Raw genomic sequence first — 23040 nt, 5'->3', positions numbered from 1 at the left:
CCCACGCATGGCTGAATCCAATTCTTACGCGACGGTAGACCCCGCTTCTAACGATCAAACGTCTCCGCTTTCGACTCGAGGCCGGATGGGGAAAGTCAAGTCGGTGCGAATCGCGTCGACCGGGTCGTACGTGCCAAGTAACGTTGTATCGAACGAAGACCTGGCCGAACTTGGATGCGATAGCGATTGGATCATCCGACGCACGGGAATCAAGCAGCGTCACCACGCTGATCCGACCCAAGCGACCAGCGACCTTTGTTACGAAGCGGCGACCCGTTGCATGGAATCGGCCGGTGTGACCGCAGACCAAATTGATTTGATCATCGTCGCGACGATCACCCCTGATCACCCCACCCCATCGACGGCTTGTCATCTGCAACGCCGACTTGGTGCAGTGGCACCGGCTATGGATGTCAACGCCGCGTGTGCCGGATTCATGTACGCCATGATCACCGCGGCTCAATTCATTGCCGCGGGTAACAACCAATGTGTACTTGTCGTTGGTGCGGACTTAATGAGCCGCACGGTAAACCCTGAAGACAAGAAGACCTATCCCTTGTTCGGTGATGGAGCGGGAGCCGTCTTGCTGACTCCGGACACAACCGACGGGGGCGAGATCCTCGCTTACCAACTCGGCAGCGAAGGTTGTGGCGGTGAAATGTTGTGCATTCCCGCCGGCGGCACACGCATGCACACTACGCCAGAGACTTACAACGAGGGGCATCAGTACCTCACGATGGATGGCCGAAGTGTGTTTAAGTGGGCGGTGCGAGTGTTCGACGAAAGCGCTAAGGACGTGCTTGCTGCTGCTAACGTCTGTCCCACTGATTTGGCGTTAGTGGTGATGCACCAAGCGAACCAGCGAATCATTGATTCAGCCGTTTCCGACTTGAACGTGCCTGCAGACCGCGTCTTTGTGAACTTGGACCGCTACGGCAACACGTCCGGTGCCAGCATTCCACTTGCGCTCGACGAAGCCGTGCGTGATGGAAAAATCAGTTCCGGCGACTTGGTTCTGCTTTGCGGCTTCGGTGCGGGATTGTCTTGGGGCACTGCCGTGATGCGTTGGTAGTTGTCGCTCGCGGAACATCCTGGCGTTGTTGGTAGCCTGCAACCATGCCTCCGGCCAACTGAAGCGACAAGACGCTGCTTGCAGTAGCAACCAACTTCAATCTGTGCCCCAGTTTGATCTCTGGCGGTATTGAGCCACCGCTTCGCGACTGAGTAATATTTCAATCACTCAATCGCGAAACTCGCAGCATTCATACCGTCCAGCCAAAGCTTCGCTATTCGCCGAAAGCAACGTCTAGAACAAGCTTGGTTCTTGCCAATCGCTAAGCGCATCAGCAAATGCTTCGTCGACTTCGTCAGCATCGAGGCCATTACCCAGGCCATTGTCCAGTGGTGCAGGCGTAAACTCTTGTCGTGCTAACGCGTTGATCACTAACAATGCGTCTAGGGCGCTGACCTTGTCATCGCCGTTGACGTCGAGTCGATCGACTCGGTCGGCAAGTTGCAATGGCAAAACAGATTCGCTTTCGCCTGTTTGCATTCCCACATGATTCACGATTTGCAGAGCGTCCAACGCAGTCACGTTGCCTTCGCCAGTGACATCCAATCGGGAGGACATCAGCAAGGGGCTTGGATGTGACGAATCAGGATTACTCATGCTTTCGTCAGACCACGATTCGAACACCGTGCCCGTGGTAAAGAACGTCCCGCTGACTTCGAAATCTCCTGGATTGATTCGACCTTTGTACTGGTTGGCAAAGAAGGCTAAGTCGCTATCGACGTAACCGACCGAAATGCCTTCAACGGGAGCAAGTTCGCCATCAGATCCGATCATCAAACCAACGATCGTGTCGTTGTCAAAATCAACGTCGGCGAGCAAACGATCCGTCGTCGTCGGAGTAAATTCTACCCAGGCGGTGTTGTTGTCGTATTGCCATGCACCGGCGTGGAACCGAACCATAATCAAGTTCGAACTGTGTGCGTATGATGGGCGGTTGGCGGCAAAACGCGACTGCACGTCCTCCGCCGTGTACATCAAGTAGCCTGTTCCAGTCCCGTTATCCTGAGCGGTGACGCCAAACTTCAAATCACCAATGTCGTAGAGACCCGGATAGCGGTTTTCGAAGAACGTACCCGAAACGGAAAACTCGCCGACATTCGCAACACCACGGAACTCGTTCGCCGTGAAAGTGAGATCGCCGATAGGGTAACCAGCAATGATCCCCTCGATTACTGCCGCACTATTTTCTAATGAGGTCGCTGTGTCGTTGTCGAAATCAACAGCCGCTAACAAGCGGTCGGTGCCCGCAGGATCGAAGCTGAACCATCCGAGGTCATTGTTGTAGGACCATTGGCCATCGGCATACTGAACAGCAATCACGTGGTCGGCGTTGGCTGGTCGAGGTGCATGATCGACAAAGCGATCATGCACGCTCTGCTTGCTATACATCAGGTATCCGGTGCCACTAGCATCCTCTTTCACCGCAATGCCGCCACCAAGTTCCCCTAGTCCGCTTGTTTGACCCGAACCACCGATCACAAAGTGACTTCCGGAAACCGTGAATTCGCCAAGACCATATTTACCGTTGTACTGATTGGCAAATACGTCGAGATCGCCCGATGTGTACCCGCTGGCAATCCCGGCAACCATACCTAGCGACCCGTGCAGCGTCGCTATCGTGTCGGAATCAAAATCGACCGAGGCTAGCAAACGATCGCCGTCGACTGCTTCAAAGTCAAACCACGCGTTGTTGTCGTTATATTGCCATTGGCCACCAACGTTACGGACCGCTACGAGTTGTTGGGCAGCGAGACGCGGTGGTGCCGCAGTGAAACGTTCTTGCACGATCTCGGCACTGTACATGATGTAGCCGACACCAGTTGCGTTATCGGCAACCGCAATTCCCCGACCGGTATCGCCGAGGGCGAATCCCAATTGAACGTCGGCAGTGACCTGGATTTGGTCGGTTGCGATGCCGCCATCTTGATCATCAACTGAAACGGATAATGTGTAGACACCGGGATATCGGTAAATGTGGTTGAGTTGGAATTCTCGACTGGAATCCAAAGCGAATGTCTCTAAGTCGCTGCCATCGCCGTAGTCGACGGTCACGGTGTGCGTGTCCAATAGACCCGGATCGGTTACCGCCAATTCCTTGCGGCTAAAATTAACCTCGCCGACTCCGCTCAGTGTGATGTCGCCACCTAAGTCAATCGTCGGTGGCGCGTTGATCACTTCAACAGCCAAGGTTTGAGGCGACGTATGATCGCCATCCTCATCGGTCAACTCAACGGTGATGTTGTACACCGGTGCATTGTCTTGAAAGACGTGGTCAACCGCGGTCGGTAGTTCGAGCGAATCGTAAGTGTCGGACTTCCCGTCCCCCCAATTCACCGTGACTAAAGACACCGTATCATCGCCAAGGTCAATTATCTCGCTCAGAGCCAGCGAATAGGTTGAGCCTTCCAGCACGGTTGCATCGCCAGTTAGTTCGATGCTTGGAGCCGTATTCGTAACTTCCACCGTGATTGTGTTGGCCGCTTCGTGAATGCCGTCCTCGTCTTCGAGCCCAACGGTGATCAATGCGGAAGGGGTGTCATCAGTGTAGGTGTGCTGAACATCGCCACCCTCGGTGTAAGTGTCGGATGTTCCATCGCCCCAATTCACGGTCCACGAGAAAACTGTATCGACACCTGGATCCGTGATTGCACCAAGATTGAGCGTGTAGGTAACGCCTTCGGCTACGCTGTCCGGCCCGCTGAACGCAATTTGCGGTGCTACGTTGAGAACTTCAACGACTTTGGAAGCAACATCAACATAGACGCCGTCTTCATCTTCGATCGTTACCAAGATCGTGGCTGTGATATCGCCGTCTGCGTAGGTGTGCTGGACCAGGCCGTTTTGGCTGTAAGTGTCCGTATTGCCGTCCCCCCAGTTCACGGTCCAGCGATAAACGGTGTCATCTCCCGCATCCACGATGTCACCGAGAGTAAGTGAATAAGTGGCTCCTTCGTTGACTGTCGAATCACCCGTGATTTCCGTAGTGGGGGCTTCGTTGATTACAGAGACTTCGATGACTTCAAGGTCCGAATAGAGACCGTCTTCGTCTTCAACACCAACGGAAATGGTGGATGCGCTGTCACCGTCGGCATAGACATGTTCAGCAGTTCCACCATTGGGACCGAAGCTAAAGCTTTCTGTGTTGCCGTCGCCCCAATCGACAAACCAAGTATCTACCAGATCGTCGCCCGGATCAGCGACTCCGACAAACGTCAGCGTGTACGTGCCACCTTCGATGACGCTCGATGCACCACTGATCGAAATGCTGGGAGCCACATTCAAGACAGACACATCAATCGATGCAACGTCCTGATGAGTACCGTCGTCGTCGAGCAACGTCACAAAGATGGTCGGGAAAGAATCCCCGTCGGAATAGACGTGATCCACTACTCCACCACTAGTGTAAGTGTCAGTAGTGCCGTCGCCCCAATCCACGATCCACTCGGTCACAGTGTCTTCACCCGGATCGGTAATTTCGCCGAGAGTCAGTGAATACGTCGCCCCCTCGTTCACTTCAAAATCACCCGACAATTCAATCGTCGGTTTAACATTGATGACATCGACATTCAATGTTTCTGCCATCGGGAAAATGCCATCTTCGTCCTCAAGAGTTACCGATATCAGCATGGATGAATCGCCGTCGGCGTAAACGTGTTCAACGTCGCCGCCTTCGGTGTAAACGTCGGTAGTACCGTCGCCCCAGTCAACGGTCCACTTCACAACCACGTCGTCGCCCGGATCAGTAATGTCGCCAAGGGTCAACGTGTAAGGGCGTCCTTCATCGATGGAAGCTTCGCCGGATAATACGATCGTGGGCGGCACATTCTCGATCGTAACGGTTGATGAGCCTGCATCCTCAAACGATCCGTCTTCGTCTTCAACGCTGACCGAAATGTTCGCGGTGGTCATTCCGTCCGTGTAAATGTGACTGACAATTCCAGCTTCAGTATATTGGTCGCTTGACCCATCACCCCAGTCGACGGTCCAACTGGTGACGGTGTCTAGCCCAGGGTCCACTAAGTTAGTGATGTCCAGTTCGAACTCAGTTCCTTCAGCAACAGTAAAATCGTTGCCGAGTACGACAATGGGTTCGACATTATTCACGATAAGTTCGAACGTTGCTGTCGTAATGAAATCGTCGCTATCGGTCGCCGTTAACGTCACTGTTTGGTTCGCAGGACCATCAGGCAAACTACCGGTCCATGTCCAAGTTTCGTCGCCGTTATCGACCACGTTACCAAAGTCGGCTTCAATGGTTTCCGCAAATCGAATGCGGCCTGTCGCAGTGACGACGTCTGCTTCGTCGCCTTCGAACAACGGGGCGTCAACTTCGACGATTGGCAATGTGATTCGCCATGGCTCATCTCCGGTGATTCCATCATCGGCAACGAAGAACAGTTGCTCGTCGATGACAAGAGAATCAGATTGCAGTTTTCTAACGGATCCTGAGCCTAGAATCGGGTGAATGTCTTTGAATAATTCGGTGCCTTGTGCCGTACCATCACTGATCCATGGTTCAATTCCATGAACTCCGTCATTTGCAAAGAAAATCAGCTTGTCTTGGTAAGCCGTCAAGTCGAACAGTTCATAGTTACTGGCAAGTTCAAATTCCATGATTGTGGAAGCGACACCATCACGGAGTGCCCAAAGTGATACTTGGTCGTTGTAGTTTTCCGCGTCGTCAATCGCGGTGAAGAACAATTGATCGCCGACCGCGGTCAATTCGCCCGGCTTGCTGTAGTAGTAGTCGTAGCCATCGATGGATTCGGTAAGGTTTACAACTCGGACAGTGCCTTCCACTTCTCCGTTGGTCTTCCAAATTTCATCTTTGTTGGATGCGAAGTACAGTTCGCCCTCAAATAGTTCGAAGTCATCTTGCACGCTCGTTGTTGACAGTTGAGTTGCCGCGGCTTCATCAACGATCCATGGTGTCGGCTGGAGTGACGTCCAATAGGAGACGTAGTCAGTAAGTGCTAGCTTGCCGTTGAAATCGATGAAATTGCCTGGATCCAAAATGGGCTCGCCAGTCAAAACGTCTAGAACTTGTTCCGCGTTGCCCCCGTCCGGGCCGATGGTCCAAAGGTGAGGGGTAGAGTAGCCGCCACCTTGCGCCACGAAGTACAGGCGGTCCCCAACGGCAGTCTTTCGACCGGGGTAAGTAAAATGAGGAGCACCGCTGGGATTGGTTACCAGCTCGGTTCCCAATTCAGTACCGTCAGTTTTCCATAGATCGTATCCGAAGTGTTCGCCATACGTCGTAAAGTAGACGTCGTCGCCAGCTCTTTGGAAATCAAATGGATGTGACCCGCTATAATTACCAGGGATATCGACAAGCAAGTTAGTGTTCTCAGGCGTGCCGTCGCTGATCCAAGGTTCGGCACCTATGTACATGCCATCTGCGGAGTAAGGGGCCCCTGCAAAAACAAATGATCCATTCCCTAGATCTGCACCGAACGCAAAATGTGAGCCGTTCACACCATAGCCTAAGTTGTTGTCGTGATCGGCGAGTTTAACGGTTCCCGCCGATGTTCCGTCGGAAATCCAGATGCCATCGTCTGTGAACGTCACCCATTGACCGAGAGCTTCGAAGGAATAGCGGGTTCCGGAATTGTTGCTTTTGTAGTTGCTGGTCACAGCGATCGAGTCGTCCTCCCCACCTTCGGTCACAAGAAGGTCGCTTAAATTAGGTTGGGTGAAGAACAGGAAGTCATCCGCTAAGAAGGTATTTCCTAATGCGTCGTAATCTCCACCAACGTTGCTCTGGACCAGTACCGTTCCGCTGGTCGTGCCGTCGGTTCGCCAAAGTTCTTCGCTTGATTGGCTAAGTGTGAAAAATTGATAGCCCGCCGCGTTACCGACGATCGAACGCTGCTGATGAAAACGGCTATCTGTGGCGATGACCGGCACGGTGCCTTCCGAGGTGCCGTCGCTCCGATACAGCACTTTGTCGCCAGCCTCGTTAGCCACAATGAAAAGTAGTTGGCCGTTGTATTCGGCAAGGGTTTCGGGGTAACTGGAGTAAAAGTATCCATATTCGCCCGACGGTGATTCGTAAATGTCTTTCAAGAGAGCGGTGCCATCTACCGTTCCATCGCTCGACCACAACTCGGTGCCGGTCTCTTCATGGTAGGCGGAGAAGAACAACGTGCCGCCGGCTTCGGTAAGGTAGGCCACATCGTCCACATCGCTCAGCTTGATCGTCGTTTCCGCAGTCCCCTCGGTTTTCCAGAGGCGGTTTCCAGTGCCATCTTCGGCAATGAAGAACAAGGTGCCGTCGACCGCAGTTAGGGAGTGAGGCACAGAAGAATTGCCGATAGAAGCCTCTGTGGGATAATTAGGACTGATACCCGTGTGGATATCCTTCAACATGAAAGTACCGACCTCGGTGCCATCACTAACCCACAATTCTTGGCCGGTCGAATTCTGGGTTGCCGTGAAGAAAAGCAAACCGTCAGAAGGGGTGAAATCGCCTGGGTAACTTCCGTAGCCATAGTTGTAGGCAGTTGCGTTGTCTTGAATTTCTTTAAGAAGCTTGGTTCCACTTTCGGTTCCATCACTGACCCACAACTCCTCACCACCCCCTTCATCATCATGGGTGAAGAACAACTTTCCGCCCACGGCTTGGACGTTGCCATTGAGTGGGTCGCTTTCTAGTCCCGACAACACTTCCGAGGTGACTCCCGTCGCTGGATCAAATTGGAATATTCCCCATCCATCACTTTCCGCATAGTCGTAGCCCGAAAAGAACAGTTTTCCGTCAACATCGACCGGAGCCTGATAGGTCGAGATTCCCTCTGCCAATAGTTTGGTCCCATCTTCGGTTCCGTCAGTCATCCACACTGACGAGAGACTAAATTCCAAGAGATCGTTGTAGCTTCTTGCTAAAAACGCAGCACCGTCATCGAACGCTACAAACTTTTTGGGGTATGAACTCTGCGAGCCTTCCCATATATCCATGACCCGTTGGGTCCCCGCAACGGTTCCATCGCTCTTCCACAATTCACTTCCGTACAAATCTTCGTTGGCGAAGTAGGCCACATTTCCAACCGCGATACCTTCGTTCGGTGCGGGAGCACTGTTAACGTCGTACAAATCGCGGATTAAGTCCGCTGCCATCAAGCGGCGATCTTCCAGTCGTTCGAAACGACCTTTTCGTCGTCGGTTCTGGTTCACGCGGCGAGCGGTGCTGCGTTTGGAAGTATTCGTAGCAGAGTTGCGTTTCGACATGAGGGCGATTCTAGGCAAGAGGTCTGGGGCGGAAGACTGGAAACTGGAAACTGGAAACTGGAAACTGGAGATTGGAAACGTCGTAGCTTGTTAAAGCATCGCTCGGCAGGCTTCACTGCGGCTGGCGGTGAAGAACACCAGTGTTGTGTTCTTGATTAGGAAGGCAAGGGAGGAACGACCCAAACTTCTTTGTCGTCGTCTTCCAATGTGGGACTGTGCAGGACAAGCGGTGTGGAGTTGGGGACGACTTCGACGGCAAAGACTTCTTCGACGTCGCATTTGAATTGGAACCATGCAACGCTGCGGCCCGACACCAAGTCCACAACCGCTACCCCGCAACGAAGTGCGTCTAGGTTTTGGCCGATCGGTAAACCACCAAACACGTTGGTCTCGCGAATTTGAGACATGCCCACGAAGGCGAATTGTCCGGCAAACGATAGGCCTCGCGTGTAGCCCGGAACGCGATCGATCGTTTCGCTTTGACCGGATTGCAGATCGACGCGATTAAGTTCGCCATGGCCCGAATGCAGGTACCACAAATGTCCGTCATGTATCCGAGGTGAATGTGGCATTGCCAAACCAGCCAACACAACTTCACTTGATGCAACGTCTAACAGGCAACCACCGTTCAGTTTGTCGTCACGCCAACTGCCTTGGCGGTCACCTTGTCCTAACGCGGACACATAAGTCGGACCGCTCGGACCCATTGCTAAGCCATTGAGGTGACAACGGTCTTCGGGACGCAAGTGAGAAATGAAAGTTGGTTTCCAACGCGGCACAAAGTTGTGCGAATCGTCAAACGTGCAAAGGCAAGAGAACAGTGTGTTGACGGCCCACAGTTCATCAACTTGCCAAGCCATTTCGTGAATGCTGATGTTGCCAGTGATATGTTGCCGGCGGGGTAAGTAAGCGACTTTGGATAGCCGACCATCCCGATCCGGAATAGCAACGCCTCGGGGACGTTCGAACTGCCAAACACTGCGGCTCGTTCCGATGGCCAAACGATCGGGACTCACCGCGATGCCCATCGCTTGCGGGAACGCCCGAAATTGGACCGACAGCTTTCCGTTGCCTGATGACGACACGCCCGGCTGCAAAACCGCGACCCGACCTAGCTTGTAGGTCGAAACTAATAGCGTCGCATTGAGATGCTGCAGAATGGGCACGAACTGATCCGATGCTTCATAGCGAATCTCAAGTTCACGCGATTGCAGATCGGGCATAACTAGATGTCAGAGCTCCTTGGCGGTCGATCCCACTGGTCGACTTTGCTACCGGTGCAGTGAAGCACTCACAGGTAGCCCATAGGTACTAGGCAGGATGGCATTTCTATGGGGGGGGGGGCTAGGCAGTCTACCACCCGAACGGGTTAAGGTAAAGCGATTGGCTAGAATCGTTCGCTAAAGAGCTGTGGGCGAAATGGGTGGGGATTGCAGCAGCCCGCAAAGTCAGGTTTGCTGAGACTTTGGAAACGCGGTTTCGCTCAAGCTTGTTGGGTTTTTGACTGTTTCTGGATACCAGAATCAGTCGGTTTCGGGTGCCATCTGAGCATTGATCGATTCCCAACGATCAATCAATTTCGATAGCATTGCAGGTTCTTGGCTAGCCAGATCCTTCGTTTCCGAGAGGTCAGTGCCGAGGTGGTAGAGCTGGACACTGTCGCCCGCGCTTAGTCGCACGATTTTCCAATCTTGGTGACGTAGTGCCAGTTTGTCTCGGGGCATCCGCCAAAATATCGTTTGATGAGGTGATGGTTTCGTCGCGTCGTTGATCCAAGAAAAGATGCTTTGACCGTCTGCTCCTTCGACAGGCTCTATACCAGCAAGATCCAAGGCCGTTGCAGCAATGTCGAGACTTAGCACGGGGCGATCTTCGGTTTTTCCTTCGGCGATTCGACCCGGCATGGACCACAACATCGGGACGCGAATGCCACCTTCGTAGAGCGATCCTTTGCCGCCTCGCAATGGTGCGTTGCTGCTAGTCAGTTCCTGGGTAGGTCCTCCGTTGTCGCTCACAAAAACCACCAGCGTTTTGCGGGTGAGCGAAAGCGTTTCAATCGCATCACTAACTCGACCAACGCCTCGATCCAACGCAACTAACATTCCTGCAAAAATTCGACGCTGAATATCGCTGATGTGATCTACCGTTTGCACATCACTCGCTTTCGCTTGCATCGGACTGTGAACGGCGTTGTATGCCACCGTCAAGCAAAAAGGTTTGTCGTGATGTTCTTCGATGAAAGACAGGGCTTCGTCAGTGATCGCATCGGTGAGGTAATCAAATTGCTCAAGCGTTTCGGTCTCGCGATAAACGGGATTGTCGGCGTTGTAATCTGGCTCGCTGATCGGTGCATAGTTCCCACGAACGATCATGTCCTTACGAACTCGTTCCCCGGGTTTGAGAGTCTTATCGCGAACCATAGTCCACACTTTTTCAAATGGTGGTCCAGGAACGTAGAAGTGACCTTCATGTAGGAATCCGTAAAACGAGCCAAACCCTCTCGACGTTGGACGCTTGGATTGAGTCGATCCGAGGTGCCACTTGCCAACTAATCCTGTTTTGTAACCGGCATCTGCCAGCAAGCGAACGAAAGTTGTTTGGTCATTCGGAAGCCCTGCCGAATCGTCCAAGTTCTGCTTGCCAACAGGATTGCGGTCGTACCCAAACCGTGATTGGTATCGCCCCGTCATGATGCCTGCGCGAGACGGACTGCAGTACGACGACGTGACGTAACCCGCCGTGCAACGAACGCCACGGGCAGCAAGAGCATCGATGTGCGGTGTTGGGATTTCTTGGTTGGCCATCATGCCGGTCTCACCATAGCCAAGATCGTCGGCAATAATCAGTACGATGTTGGCAGGTTCGTCGGCATGTAGAGCAAACGACGTTAAGCATAGAACCATCGTTGCGAAGAGTAATTTCATGTCCTCATTCGATCGGTTTGCGGTAGGTTGAGAGACATTGTCGGCGAGGTTTGCGGACAAGATCGTTGCTTGATAACGCCGTTCAAACCAGCATCTGAACATACTTGATCAAGTCGGCAAGCAAGCAGAAGTTTACCGCAGAATTGGTTTGCCCTGATTGTCGATTCTTAAGTTCCTTCCCATGAACGCCACGGCGATGGATGCTTAGAAAACCATGGAGTTGCCGTGAGCTGTCGGAAAACTAAGTGAGGCGGGTTGCCCGAACTTGCCGTTAAAGTCTGCCCAACCGTATCGAAATTGAGTGGGACCAAGGGTTTCGCCCCCCAATAGTGATAATTGCTTGGCAATCCTGGTCAGCGTACCGAATGCTTGAAAGGTACACCCTTTCCAAAGAGATCCGTTTCGTATGTCCGCGATCCCAGCACCCGTTCAGCTAGCACTCAATGCCCAGACGGCAGCGGTGTATCAGAAGATCGATATCGCTGTCATGGGCAAACAGCTTGACGCTCAACGGCAAACCGGCGACGCCATCAATCAAATGCTTGAAACCACCGTCCAAGCTCAAAAGCAGATTGCTCAAGGATACTTGGACGTTCAGGTTTAGCGTTGTGCTAGTTAAGCATTGTTCTAGTTTGGCGTTGTTCTAGTTTGGCGTTGTTCTAGTTTGGCGTTGTTCTAGTTTGGCGTTGTTCTAGTTTGGCGTTGTTCTAGTGCTTCGACCACATTCGTGAACGTTAGCCCAATTGGTCATTGACGCATTAGGGACGCGGTGCTGCTGCGGCTAGCACTTCTAAATCTTCTTGCCCTACTCGGGCGCAAAAGTCACCGACGGATTCACCGTCTTGGCGATGCGATTTGAAGGCCGAGAAAATGCCGATCATCTCGTCCACCACAATGTCGTCGGGGACCAAGTCCTTGTAGACATAAGCGAGCCGGTTACCGAGCCAACCACCGCCCGCGAACACGGTGTACTTGTTCTTCGCTTTTCCAACGAGCGCCAAATCGGCATTGTAGGGACGAGCGCAACCGTTGGGGCATCCCGTCATTCGGATGGTGAAGCGTTCGCCACTAAGTCCAAGCTTTGCGAGTGGTTCTTCAAGCTTGTCGATGATGGACGGCAAGCGACGTTCCGATTCGGTGATCGCGAGTCCACACGTTGGCAGGGCGACACAGGCCATCGACCAACGTCGGACCGTGCTGGTGACTTCGGTGGTGGGAATGCCCGCTGCTTTAATCAGTCCAATCAGTTCGTCTTTGTCGGAATCTTCAATGTCGGTAAAGATGACACTTTGATGACCCGTCATGCGGATCTCTGTCTTAAAGCGATGGCAGATTGATCGCAATCCAGCCTTAAACTGAATTTTGTCATCGTCATATAGCCGACCATTTTCGATGTTCAGTCCATAGGACCATTTGCCATCGCCCTGCTCTTGCCATCCCATGTGGTCATCGAAGCCGTGCACATCGTCATCGGTGCAATCGGCCAAAGGTTCGCCAAAGTACTTTTCGACTTCGGCTCGGAACTTCTCGATGCCCCAGTTAGCAACTAGGTACTTCATCCGAGCGAGTTTGCGATCTTCGCGGTTGCCATTGTCGCGTTGCACTTTCAGGACCGCTTGGCAAACGCCGACAACTTGTTCGGGAGTCGCGAATGCCATCCGTTTGGCTAGTGCTGGGAACGAGTCTTTCTTGGCGGGAGTAGTGCCCATGCCACCGCCGACCAACACGTTGTAGCCGACAATCTTTCCATCTTGGACGACGGCGAGCAGGCCGATGTCTTGCGTGTAGATATCGATGCAATTGTCTTCGGGAAGCGCTAGGCCCATCTTGAACTTACGCGGCAAGTACGTCGCGCCGTACAGTGGTTCGATGACTTCCGCAGGGGTGCCATCGGACACCATGTACTTTTCATCACTGATGACATTGCCATCGGCGTCCGTTTCGGACAACCACAATTGATGATAAGCAGGAGTCTTCGGTGCCATCGCTTCGGTCAATTCATCTGTCAACCGTTCGAGTTCGGCGTGAACGGAATCATTCCGCTTGGCTGGGCAACACATGATGTTCCGGTTGACGTCACCGCAAGCGGCAAGCGTCGATAGAGCCATGTCGTTGATGCGCTTGATGGTTGGACGCAGATTTTGCTTCAGAATGCCGTGTAGCTGAATCGTTTGACGCGTCGTGATCTTCATCGTCGAGTTGCCGAGCTCGTCGCACATGTCGAGCATCTTCAGAAACTGGTCCGACGAAATTCGTCCGCCCGGAATCCGCAACCGCAGCATCATCGAGTAGTATTTTCCGATACCAGCTTTCTTGGCTTCGATCCGACGATCGCGGTCATCTTGTTGGTAACTGCCATGGAACTTGAGCAGTTGCAGATTCTCATCGTTAAAGTGGTCGGTACCAGCAGCGATTTCCTCGGGAATGGTCCCGGCAAGGAACTTGCTTTCTTCTTTGATTTTTTCAACGGCGCTAAGCTTGGGGGCGTCGGTAGACATCGAGACGCGAATCCTGTGTGATTATGGTTTCCGCAATTCAGGCGGGCTTACTTCAGTGACTTCCGCAAAATGCGTTCTTTGGGTAACTATAGCGATCCCCTGCCATCGTCACTATGGCGATCAAAACGCTTGAATACCTGATCCGTTTCCTCGACCAGAAAGATTAAGAAAACTAATGTCAGCCAAGATTTTAGACGGGAAACAAATTGGTCTGGAAATCCGACAAGATGTCGCAGCCCAGGTCGCCGAATTTGTCGCGGGAGGTGGACCGAAACCTTGTTTGACCGCCGTTTTGGTGGGTGAGGATCCCGCTAGCCAAGTATACGTGCGAAACAAAAGTCGAGCTTGCGAGAAAGCTGGGATCGACGGGCGGACCCTTCGCCTACCCGCCGAAACCACCCAGGCAGAACTTGTCGAGGTAATTGAATCGCTCAATCAAGACCCCGCTGTCCATGGCATTCTTGTCCAACTACCGCTGCCCAAAAAGGGCAACGGTGGAAGCGGGTTCGACGAGCGAGCGATCTTGGATACGGTCGATCCGATGAAGGACGTCGACGCTTTTTCGCCCGTCAATGTGGGGCTGCTGATGCAGGGAAGGCCTCGGTTTTTACCCTGCACTCCGCACGGAATTGTCCAATTGCTTCATCGCACCGGGCTTAGCGTCGCGGGAAAGCATGTCGTCGTTGTTGGCCGTAGTGATATCGTTGGCAAGCCAATGGCCATGATGTTGGCGCAGCGCACCGGTTCCTGTGGTGAAGACGTCGCAAATGCCACCGTTACCATCGCTCACAGTCGCACAGCGAACCTAGCCGAAGTTTGCCAAACTGCAGACGTGTTGATTGCTGCGGTGGGTGTGCCGGAGATGATCACCGCTGACATGATCGCCAATGGTGCGGTGGTGATCGATGTGGGGATCAACCGCGTTGGCGATAAGCTAGTCGGCGACGTGGCGTTTGACGCAGCGAAAGATAAAGCATCGGCGATCACGCCTGTGCCGGGGGGAGTCGGGCCGCTGACGATTGCGATGTTGCTTCACAACACCTTGATGGCGGCGAAACTGCAGCAGCAGTAGTAGTAAGGCCGGCGGTCACACCACGCTTTGCTGCGTTGTTACTGCTTTACTTGTCTGCTGCTCAACTTATGCGCTTGGTTACTTTGCGTAGCCGTGCGGATGAGCCTTGTGCCATTTCCAAGCCGTTTCAATGATCGATTTGGGATCGTTGTACTTCGGCACCCAACCGAGCATTTCTTTGGCAAGCGTAGCATCGGCGATCAGTTCTGGTGGATCGCCTTCGCGTCGTTTGCCCATTACCTCTGGAATCTCGTGGCCGGTAACTTCGCGGCAAGCATCAATGATCTCGCGAACACTGGTTCCGCGCCCGGTGCCCAGGTTCACGCAAATGCCCTTGCCAGGTTCAAGCTTTTCCATCGCCAACAAGTGAGCGGCGCCTAGGTCATCTATGTGGATGTAATCACGAATGCAGGTTCCGTCGGGTGTTGGATAGTCGTCGCCGAAGACCGTGATGTGATCGCGTTGACCTAACGCGACCTGCAACACAATAGGAATCAAGTGGGATTCGGGAGCATGGTCTTCGCCAATCGTTCCATCGGGGCGGGCACCGGCAGCATTGAAGTAGCGCAGTGCTGCGTAACCGAGTCCGTACGCATGGGCGTAATCAGCAAGCGCTTGTTCGACGACTAGTTTCGTAAAGCCATAAGGGTTGATGGGCTTCTGCGGAGTTGTTTCGGGAATCGGAATCGTGTCCGGCTCTCCATAGGTCGCCGTCGTGCTGCTGAAAACGAACTTCTTGACGTCGGCTTCCATCATCGCGTCGAGCAACTCGATGGTGGCGATGACATTGTTGCGATAGTACAGCGATGGATCGTTGACGGATTCGTTCACGAGAGCGAAGGCGGCGAAGTGCATGACCGCTTCGATTTCTTTTTCCTTCAGCACCTGGACCAACTTTGCCTGATCGGCGAGTTCGCCCACAACGAGCATGCCTTCGGGAACCGCGGCGGCATGACCCCTTGAAAGGTTGTCGTACACGGTGACGTTATGTCCAGCATCGGTGAGGAGGCGAACAGCGTGGGAACCGATATAGCCGGCGCCGCCGACAACCAAAACATTCATGGCAATTGATCGAAATGGAGTGACTGGGATGACCCGAACTTGATCGCTCGTACTAGGAAAGCGTAGTCGGAAATGCCGATGGGGATAAAGGGGCGTTCTAAATCGGGGTGCCTCTTGAGCCTTCCTCGGCCGCTACGGCGATCAAAGCTTCCTCAATCAAGCGGTTGAGGTTCGCTTCCTTACAACTACCGGTGCTATCCATGGCCAAACGCGTTACGAAGCTGCAGCAGTTGGCGACGGCTGGCCCAGCGGCAACTTCCGGCCGGGCTACGCAGACGCTTTGTACGGAATATCTGGCCTACTTGAGAGGCGAATGCCACTTGGCCGCAAACACGATCGCGGCCTACGGCAATGACATGCGACGATTCGTGGCGTGGGTGGATCAGCGATCGCTTGCCGATCTGAAAGTTCAAGATCTTTCGTCCTATGTCGGGACGTTACAAGAAGAAAACTTGGCTCCCTCGTCGATCTCTCGGAACGTCGTAGCGGTTCGCACGTTTTTTAAGTTCCTGCAACTCGAAGGCATCGTCACCGACAATCCGGCCGACTTGATCGCCACTCAGAAAATGTGGCAGCGAATGCCCGGCGTGTTAACCACTCGCCAAGTGAATGACTTTTTGTCGTCGCCCAAGAAGTACGACAAGTATTGGCAGCGTGACGTTGCAATGCTGGAAGTCTTGTACGCGACCGGGTGCCGTGCATCGGAGGTTTGCACGTTGCGAGTGAGAGATCTCTCGATGCCGCAAAAGCACCTCAGATGTGAAGGCAAAGGCGGCAAGCAACGCATGGTGCCCCTAGGCGGTCGTGCGATTGTCGCGATACAGCGATATCTCGAAGACTTGCGAGGCGAACTGGCAGCCAAGAGTCCTCATCCGCCCGAAGAGTTGTTCTTGTCGCGAAGCGGGCGACCGATTGATCGGGTTCAGCTTTGGCGATTGGTGAAGATGTACGCTGCTCGGGTTGGTATCGATGACAAGATTAGTCCACACAGCCTGCGTCATAGTTTTGCCACGCACTTGCTGGCCGGTGGCGCTGACTTGCGTCTCGTGCAAGAGATGCTCGGACACGCAAGTATTCAAACCACGCAAATCTACACGCACGTGGAACACTCACGGCTGAAAAAGGTTCACACGCAATTTCACCCACGAGCCTGAGGTAGGTTTCAGCAACTGGATCGAAGCTATGACAAACCTGATTGGTCCTAAAACTTGCTTCGACCTAGCACTTGGTGCTTGACGCTAAGTACCCGTTGCATGACACCTAACGCGTATCTTTCTATTCGTTAGGCCAATCGGGATCGGCAATCTGACGTGTCATGGCGGCCAGACGTGATTGTGTGTCGAGCATGCGTTGCCATGCCGAAAGTTTCAGCACGACCTCTTGATTGTTCTCTTCCGTTCGAGCGGATTCGATCAAACGATGCAGGCGTGATTGCAAGTAGTCGAGGATCTCGCAAAGCTGCGCCTTTTGTCCCGGTGATAGATCATCCGGAATTGATGGCACCTCATGAAGTTGAATCACTTCGGCGGGAATGGGGCTCTTGGGCTCTTGGCTAATCTCAATTGCAATCGAACTTTCCGAGGATGACATCTCTCGGCTGATCGTGGGATTTTCTGTTCCCATCGCCGCTAACCTAGCGGCAATTTGTGATTCGCTACCCACAAGCATCAAGCTGCGACCTACCGCGATCAAATCGCCGTGTCGCAGAATTTTAAGTTGGCACTCAACTCCATTGACCTTAGTGCCATTGGTGCTGTCCAAGTCGGTTAGGACTAGTCGGTCGTTGTCACGTTGGACCTTGAAGTGACATCGGCTAACGCGTTCATCGTTAAGCTGGATGTCATTGCCTTCTTCCCGACCCACTGTGAATGGTGGCTCAAGGTCTTCGTAAATTTTACCGCGGTCAGCACCGTGAAGTAGTTTGAGGGTCACGCCCGCCATAGGGCACTCCAAAGTGTCGAGTAGTCAAGATGAGCAACAAGAGACGAGCGTTCGCCGCTCAGTATAGACTCCGTTGCCACAAGAGTCAGCGATTGTTCGGTCTAAAGTGCAACTGAGTCGTCAGGGATTTGTTAAGTCGAACGTTTACTGAACTTCAGCGATCACGCACTTGAGGTAATCACTTTCAGGGCACGATATCGCTACCGGGTGGTCTGGTGCTGGTCCTCTGTTTTCCAGCATGACTAAGTCTCGGCGTCTGCGGCGTCCAACGTCCATTAGCATGTTCAAAAAGTCCGATCGTGATACACGACCACTGCAACTGCACGTCACCAAAATGCCGCCCGGTGGGAGTAAGTCGATGGCGCTGGCGTTGATGCGACGATACGCACGCATCGCCGAGTCTACTTGGTGTCGAGATCCGGCAAATCGAGGCGGATCCAAAATCACCGCATCAAATTGCTGACCATTCTCAACGGCGTCCTTGAGCCAATCGAAGCAGTCACCCTGTTCAAATGTTACGTTCTCAATCGAGTTCTGCTGGGCCGTTTGGGCGGCGGCGGCAAGTGCCGAGGCGCTTGTGTCGACTCCCAAAACCGATGCTGCACCTTTAGCTGCGGCGGGTAAGCCGAAGCCACCCTGATAGCAGCACATATCAAGGACGCGACGACCTCGCATGTAACCCGCAGCAATTTCCTGATTGATTCTTTGGTCGAGATAACCGCCTGTTTTTTGGCCGCCACTGAGGTCGACGGTCAGCCGCAACCCGTTTTGGACGTATTCGACAGTTCCGGTTAAGTCATCGCTGCCATGACTGGCTTCAAGCGGATCAATGCCTTCGTGCTTCGCCGTTTTTTCGTCAACTCGAACCACGATGCCGCGAGCACCCAGGGTGGTCTTGAGGTGCTCGAGAATCTCATCTTTCCATTTCAGCAATCCGCCTGCAGTGAACTGCACACCCAGGCAATCGGCGTAGCGATCAACGATCAAGCCGCTGATCAGGTCCGATTCACTAAACACCAATCGCTCGGCGCCTTCCGGGTTCATGGGACCGCTGATTCGACGTCGCGCGATGGCTCGGTCTAAGCGATCTCGCCACAAATCAGGCCCTATTTCAGTGGATTGGTCGTATCCGTAAAGGCGAACCCGTAATCGTGATTGGGGGTTAATCACGCCACGTGCCACCCAATTTCCGTCGTGATCAATCAGGTCAACGACGTCACCGCAGTTCAAATTCCGTCCTTCGTCGGCCAAAGCGTGAGCATGAACCCAAGGGTGACGCGACAAGAACGGGAATTGACGGCCCGGTTTGAGCCGCAAAACGGGACGAATCATGGGGTCTGACGATTCAATAGACGAGGAGTCAGGCGAGTTGGGGGCGCTGGAAGACACGCGAAAGCCGATGCAAAGAGGTTGAATTAGGTGGGCAAACAACAAAATGACGCATTTTGGCCATTCGCCATATCCCGCTGGGATGGAAAACCTCGCCAAACACGCTAAGTTTTTTGATTGGCCTAACCTGCGAAGCGTAAAGTAATAGCGGGTGGAACACGATTCGGGTGCCAAACCCGATAAGAATCTAGTTCAGAACATACCTAGACAGGTCGATAAACTGACCAAGGTCTAACACCATCAACAAGAAGCCTGACTTCATTCCCGAAGTCCGTACAGAAAGGTCCTCACCATGACCCACGTCGTCGCCGAACCCTGCTCGGGTTGCAAATACACTGATTGCGTTGTTGTTTGTCCCGTAGAGTGCTTCTACGAAGGCGACCAGATGCTCTATATCCATCCGGAAGAGTGCATCGATTGCGAAGCCTGCGTTCCAGAGTGCCCTGTCGAAGCGATTTTCCACGAGGACAATCTGCCTGAGGAATGGAAGAGTTACATGCAACTCAACGCTGAGAAATCGGAATCGGGTGAATGCGAAGTCATCACCGAAAAGAAAGAGCCACTCGCGGATAACTAGACCGCTTAGGAATCAGCTTCTAGCGAACAGCTAAGAAACCAAATGAAGCGAAGGGCCGGTGAAGCATATGCTCCACCGGCCTTTTTCCGTTTCTACCGATTCAAGATTTCTATCCATCTATTCAGACTCAAACCGAAGCCGTTTCGAATGAGCTTGGGTTAGATGAATTTTGCTACCTAGCCAGCGGCAGGTAGGAATGTCTTCCAACATTCATAACGCGGGTCGTCCACCGAGGCGATCATCGTGGGATTGAATCGCGGTTTGATGGGCTTGGTCAACAACGCCATGTTGGCTTGCTTGGGAGTTCGACCGCCCTTTCGCGAATTGCATCGCAGGCAACAACATACGATGTTTTCCCAAGTCGTCGGTCCGCCGTGCGACCGTGGAATCACATGGTCAAGACTCAGCTTGTTTGTCGGTTCGTTCTTACCACAGTACTGGCACGTGTGATCGTCGCGAGCAAACAAGTTCTTGCGGTTGAATCGCAACGTCTGGGCTGGCATGCGATCGAATCGAGTTAATCGCAAAATGCGAGGCACCTGCAATTCAAAGCTGACCGCCTGGATGTACTCCTCGCCGGGTTGCTTTTCCATCGAGGTCAATTGGCTTAGTTCGCACCAGCTTTCGAAATCATAGCTCACGTAGGAGCCGTCGCTGCTGCCGATGACCTCAGCGCAATCGCGGTAAAGCAACGTGAACGCTCGTCGAACATTCACCACTCGAATCGCCATGTAAAAGCGATTGAGCACAAGCACATTCGTATCCAGAACACTCTGCGACATGGTTGTGTTGATCCCTCAGACTTCTTTGGACAATAGACTTCAAATAAGATCGCGGGCACATCCATTCTAACCGGAATTGGCAATATCTGTGACGCCACTTTGAAACCGCCCTGGACCGGCAACCGGGGTCCGGAACTAGGCAATCTGGATTTTGTGGCCGATGATGAATCCGTAGTGGTGGGTAACGATATCCTTGGCCTAAGAAATGCACCGCTTTGATGCGTGTCTCGACACCCGGCAGCCTTCCTGAGGTTCACCGTCGACCTCAAAAAAACGCGCCTCCCTGACCTTTCCGACCGTGAGAATCTTTGATGAAGTTTGATTGCCCATCCGGTGCAGACGCGGTCGCAGCTGCGATCTCTTGGCCAGATTGGGGTGAGTGGTTTTCGTGGTTGGGGCCCACCGGAACGGTATCGCTTGCGATCGCCTTGGTGCTGCTTTGCACGGTCAGTTGGGGCCTGAATCTGATTTCGCTGCCTGGTAATTGGATCGCTGTAGCCCTGATTGCACTCTATGCATGGCTGGGGCCGGACGAAGGTCGTGCGCAAATCGGTTTTGTCGCCACCGGCGTCGCCTTTGGTTTCGCGATGCTGGGGGAAGTCATCGAACTCGTTGCTGGAGCCTTGGGCGCCCAGAAGGCCGGCGCTTCCCGGCGGTCGACCCTATTCGCGATGATTGGCTCAATGGTGGGTGCAATTGGCGGTGCCTTCGTCGGTATTCCCGTGCCCGTGATTGGACCTGTGATCGCGGCAATACTTTTCGGCGGACTCGGAGCCACCGCGGGGGCGATGTACGGTGAATGGTCCGATGGTCGGAGTTGGCGTGAAAGCTGGACAATCGGACACGCCGCGTTTTGGGGCCGCACCTTCGGTGCACTGGGGAAAATCATGGCGGGACTTGCGATCATCGTCATCACAGTAGTGGGAGTGCTGTTTTAGTTTGCTATCAATGCCGACTTCGATTGACGTGTGTGAATTAGTTTTCCTAAGGTCGCCAGCCATCCCTCTCATTTTGGCCCAGTGCAAATCAAGCGGTATTCATGGCGATAGGACGACGAACGATTGATCGTCGGCGACGAGTCCTCTATTCGGCTCAACAAGCCGAAGGCGAAACCTCCACGGCGGCAAGCCGGCGTGAGGTTGAGCGACTTCGTGAAGCAAGGCGGCCGACCGCGGCGTACGGCGAACGAGTTCAACGTCGCATCAATGGGCGTTGGTTTTCGTTAGTGCCGGTTCATAACCGTACCTTTTCGATCGTTGCATCAAGCATCGCTGGCATGACGCTACTGCTTTGCCTGCTCAACTACCTAGCGGTTACCTGGCCCAAATTGGTCTACGCTCCTGATATCTCACGAGTCTTCCGTCTCGATCGAACCGATAGCTTTGGCAATTGGTATCAGAGCATTCTGTTTGCCGCCGCCGCTGGCATTTCGTTGCTGACGTATCAACTGCGCCGCTACCGTCTCGACGACTACCTCGGGCGCTATCGTTTGTGGCGAACGGTCTTGCTCGCGACGGCGATCTGTAGCGTGGGAACCGCTTTATCATTAACCGAGTGGTTGGGAGCTTGTCTGGATTTGATATTCGGCAAGCGAGTCGCACTCTCGGGTGCCGATTGGGTTCGTCTCGTCGTTTCCGTCGGAGCCGCAGTTCTTGCACTACGATTGGTTGCCGAGATTTATCGTTCGCGATGGTCGCTGGTTGCGATGTTGGCAGCGGTCGCCGTCTTTGCAGTTCCGGAAGCCGCCGGCTGGAACATCATCGAAACTAACTCCCCGTTTCGCTGGTCGCTAGTCGCCTCTGCACCCCTCATCGGATCGACAGCGTTGGTGCTTTCGCTCGGACGGTATCTGCGTTTGCTGTACCGTGAGGTTTGTGAAATTGAAGACAGTCCGACCCTCAAGGAACGACTTTCTGGGTTGCGTTTCAACGTCCTGCGTCGTGACGAGGATGCACTCGAGGGCGACGAAGTTGAACCAGATGATGAACCCGAGGCCCTGGACGAGTCGGAACCCAAGTCTCGCTGGTGGCGTCGCGAAAAGAAGGCTGACGTCGTAGCTGAAGAACCAGTCGAGGACTCGACACCCGAAGCTGAGCAGGAAGACGAACCAGAGCCAGCTCGCAAACGTCGGTTCGGTCTCGGACTGCGTGGCCGAAACAAAGCAGCCTCGGAAGAGTCAGAAACGGAAGCACTGAATCAAGCCGCAGCAGTCGAAGAAGAGTCTGATACAAAAGAGTCTGACGAAGCCCCTGCCAAGAAACGCCGCTTCGGATTGGGAGGTTTCCTCAATCGAAAATCGCAGTCTGACGACGAATCATCCGAGGACGCACCCGATTTCAAACCGGCTAAGAACGAGTCCGCCAACGACGACTCAGAAGGCGGGGACGACATCGACTGGGATTCGATGAGCAAAGCCGAACGCCGACGCCTCAAAAAAGAACTCAAACGCAAAGGTCGCGCGGCGTAGAACGAGTTGCAACAAACTGCGGCTACCGG

Annotated in this window: 15 protein-coding genes; 7 read left to right on the top strand and 8 right to left on the bottom strand. The window is 53.5% G+C overall.

What is annotated here, in order from left to right; all coding sequences use genetic code 11:
- The first annotated feature begins 7 nt into the window (after positions 1-7).
- Entirely contained in the window at positions 8-1072 is a 1065-nt protein-coding gene (locus Pla22_RS02465; protein WP_242631752.1) for a beta-ketoacyl-ACP synthase III, read from the top strand.
- Positions 1073-1306: 234 nt separating this feature from the next.
- On the opposite strand, the gene Pla22_RS02460 is transcribed toward Pla22_RS02465, so the two are convergent.
- The 3 genes from Pla22_RS02460 to Pla22_RS02450 form a co-directional block, all read right to left on the bottom strand.
- Complete coding sequence (locus Pla22_RS02460) at positions 1307-8299, bottom strand: PKD domain-containing protein (RefSeq protein ID WP_146513187.1); 6993 nt, start codon at positions 8297-8299, stop codon at positions 1307-1309.
- 155 nt (positions 8300-8454) lie between these two features.
- A complete protein-coding gene (locus Pla22_RS02455) occupies positions 8455-9522 on the bottom strand; it encodes a TIGR03032 family protein (protein ID WP_146513186.1) in 1068 nt (355 codons plus the stop codon).
- 300 nt (positions 9523-9822) lie between these two features.
- Positions 9823-11223, bottom strand: a complete 1401-nt coding sequence (locus Pla22_RS02450) for a sulfatase-like hydrolase/transferase (RefSeq protein WP_165440488.1) — start codon at positions 11221-11223, stop codon at positions 9823-9825.
- A gap of 406 nt (positions 11224-11629) precedes the next feature.
- On the opposite strand from Pla22_RS02450, the gene Pla22_RS02445 reads away from it, so the two are divergent.
- Complete coding sequence (locus Pla22_RS02445) at positions 11630-11827, top strand: putative motility protein (protein ID WP_146513184.1); 198 nt, start codon at positions 11630-11632, stop codon at positions 11825-11827.
- A 154-nt stretch (positions 11828-11981) separates the two neighbouring features.
- Here Pla22_RS02445 and Pla22_RS02440 read toward each other — a convergent pair whose 3' ends face one another.
- Positions 11982-13721 (bottom strand): NADPH-dependent assimilatory sulfite reductase hemoprotein subunit, encoded by a 1740-nt coding sequence (locus Pla22_RS02440; RefSeq protein ID WP_146513183.1) that lies wholly within the window; start codon positions 13719-13721, stop codon positions 11982-11984.
- A 175-nt stretch (positions 13722-13896) separates the two neighbouring features.
- On the opposite strand from Pla22_RS02440, the gene Pla22_RS02435 reads away from it, so the two are divergent.
- Positions 13897-14793, top strand: coding sequence for a bifunctional 5,10-methylenetetrahydrofolate dehydrogenase/5,10-methenyltetrahydrofolate cyclohydrolase (locus Pla22_RS02435; RefSeq protein WP_146513182.1), 897 nt, complete (start codon positions 13897-13899; stop codon positions 14791-14793).
- Positions 14794-14871: 78 nt separating this feature from the next.
- Here the strand turns inward: Pla22_RS02435 and galE are convergent, their stop codons facing one another.
- Entirely contained in the window at positions 14872-15855 is a 984-nt protein-coding gene (galE, locus tag Pla22_RS02430) for a UDP-glucose 4-epimerase GalE (RefSeq protein WP_146513181.1), read from the bottom strand.
- A gap of 200 nt (positions 15856-16055) precedes the next feature.
- Between galE and xerD the strand changes: the two genes are divergently transcribed.
- Positions 16056-17009, top strand: coding sequence for a site-specific tyrosine recombinase XerD (gene xerD, locus Pla22_RS02425; RefSeq protein ID WP_146513180.1), 954 nt, complete (start codon positions 16056-16058; stop codon positions 17007-17009).
- Positions 17010-17130: 121 nt separating this feature from the next.
- On the opposite strand, the gene Pla22_RS02420 is transcribed toward xerD, so the two are convergent.
- Positions 17131-17796, bottom strand: coding sequence for an FHA domain-containing protein (locus tag Pla22_RS02420; protein WP_146513179.1), 666 nt, complete (start codon positions 17794-17796; stop codon positions 17131-17133).
- Positions 17797-17940: 144 nt separating this feature from the next.
- A complete protein-coding gene (locus Pla22_RS02415; protein WP_146513178.1) occupies positions 17941-19128 on the bottom strand; it encodes a class I SAM-dependent rRNA methyltransferase in 1188 nt (395 codons plus the stop codon).
- 349 nt (positions 19129-19477) lie between these two features.
- On the opposite strand from Pla22_RS02415, the gene Pla22_RS02410 reads away from it, so the two are divergent.
- Positions 19478-19762, top strand: coding sequence for a 4Fe-4S dicluster domain-containing protein (locus tag Pla22_RS02410; RefSeq protein ID WP_146513177.1), 285 nt, complete (start codon positions 19478-19480; stop codon positions 19760-19762).
- Between the two features lie 176 nt (positions 19763-19938).
- Here Pla22_RS02410 and Pla22_RS02405 read toward each other — a convergent pair whose 3' ends face one another.
- Complete coding sequence (locus Pla22_RS02405; RefSeq protein ID WP_146513176.1) at positions 19939-20544, bottom strand: HNH endonuclease; 606 nt, start codon at positions 20542-20544, stop codon at positions 19939-19941.
- A gap of 311 nt (positions 20545-20855) precedes the next feature.
- On the opposite strand from Pla22_RS02405, the gene Pla22_RS02400 reads away from it, so the two are divergent.
- A complete protein-coding gene (locus tag Pla22_RS02400; RefSeq protein ID WP_146513175.1) occupies positions 20856-21482 on the top strand; it encodes a DUF456 domain-containing protein in 627 nt (208 codons plus the stop codon).
- Between the two features lie 101 nt (positions 21483-21583).
- Positions 21584-23011, top strand: a complete 1428-nt coding sequence (locus Pla22_RS02395; RefSeq protein ID WP_146513174.1) for an MFS transporter — start codon at positions 21584-21586, stop codon at positions 23009-23011.
- Positions 23012-23040: the final 29 nt, after the last annotated feature.

Source organism: Rubripirellula amarantea (assembly GCF_007859865.1).
Classification (GTDB): domain Bacteria; phylum Planctomycetota; class Planctomycetia; order Pirellulales; family Pirellulaceae; genus Rubripirellula; species Rubripirellula amarantea.
This window is presented reverse-complemented; position numbering and strand designations above follow the sequence as displayed.

Bases quoted from the DNA above. Each gene is read 5' to 3' on its own strand.
- Pla22_RS02465 (WP_242631752.1), top strand. From the start codon at position 8: ATGGCTGAATCCAATTCTTACGCGACGGTAGACCCCGCTTCTAACGAT.
- Pla22_RS02460 (WP_146513187.1), bottom strand. From the start codon at position 8,299: ATGTCGAAACGCAACTCTGCTACGAATACTTCCAAACGCAGCACCGCT.
- Pla22_RS02455 (WP_146513186.1), bottom strand. From the start codon at position 9,522: ATGCCCGATCTGCAATCGCGTGAACTTGAGATTCGCTATGAAGCATCG.
- Pla22_RS02450 (WP_165440488.1), bottom strand. From the start codon at position 11,223: ATGAAATTACTCTTCGCAACGATGGTTCTATGCTTAACGTCGTTTGCT.
- Pla22_RS02445 (WP_146513184.1), top strand. From the start codon at position 11,630: ATGTCCGCGATCCCAGCACCCGTTCAGCTAGCACTCAATGCCCAGACG.
- Pla22_RS02440 (WP_146513183.1), bottom strand. From the start codon at position 13,721: ATGTCTACCGACGCCCCCAAGCTTAGCGCCGTTGAAAAAATCAAAGAA.
- Pla22_RS02435 (WP_146513182.1), top strand. From the start codon at position 13,897: ATGTCAGCCAAGATTTTAGACGGGAAACAAATTGGTCTGGAAATCCGA.
- galE (WP_146513181.1), bottom strand. From the start codon at position 15,855: ATGAATGTTTTGGTTGTCGGCGGCGCCGGCTATATCGGTTCCCACGCT.
- xerD (WP_146513180.1), top strand. From the start codon at position 16,056: ATGGCCAAACGCGTTACGAAGCTGCAGCAGTTGGCGACGGCTGGCCCA.
- Pla22_RS02420 (WP_146513179.1), bottom strand. From the start codon at position 17,796: ATGGCGGGCGTGACCCTCAAACTACTTCACGGTGCTGACCGCGGTAAA.
- Pla22_RS02415 (WP_146513178.1), bottom strand. From the start codon at position 19,128: ATGATTCGTCCCGTTTTGCGGCTCAAACCGGGCCGTCAATTCCCGTTC.
- Pla22_RS02410 (WP_146513177.1), top strand. From the start codon at position 19,478: ATGACCCACGTCGTCGCCGAACCCTGCTCGGGTTGCAAATACACTGAT.
- Pla22_RS02405 (WP_146513176.1), bottom strand. From the start codon at position 20,544: ATGTCGCAGAGTGTTCTGGATACGAATGTGCTTGTGCTCAATCGCTTT.
- Pla22_RS02400 (WP_146513175.1), top strand. From the start codon at position 20,856: ATGAAGTTTGATTGCCCATCCGGTGCAGACGCGGTCGCAGCTGCGATC.
- Pla22_RS02395 (WP_146513174.1), top strand. From the start codon at position 21,584: ATGGCGATAGGACGACGAACGATTGATCGTCGGCGACGAGTCCTCTAT.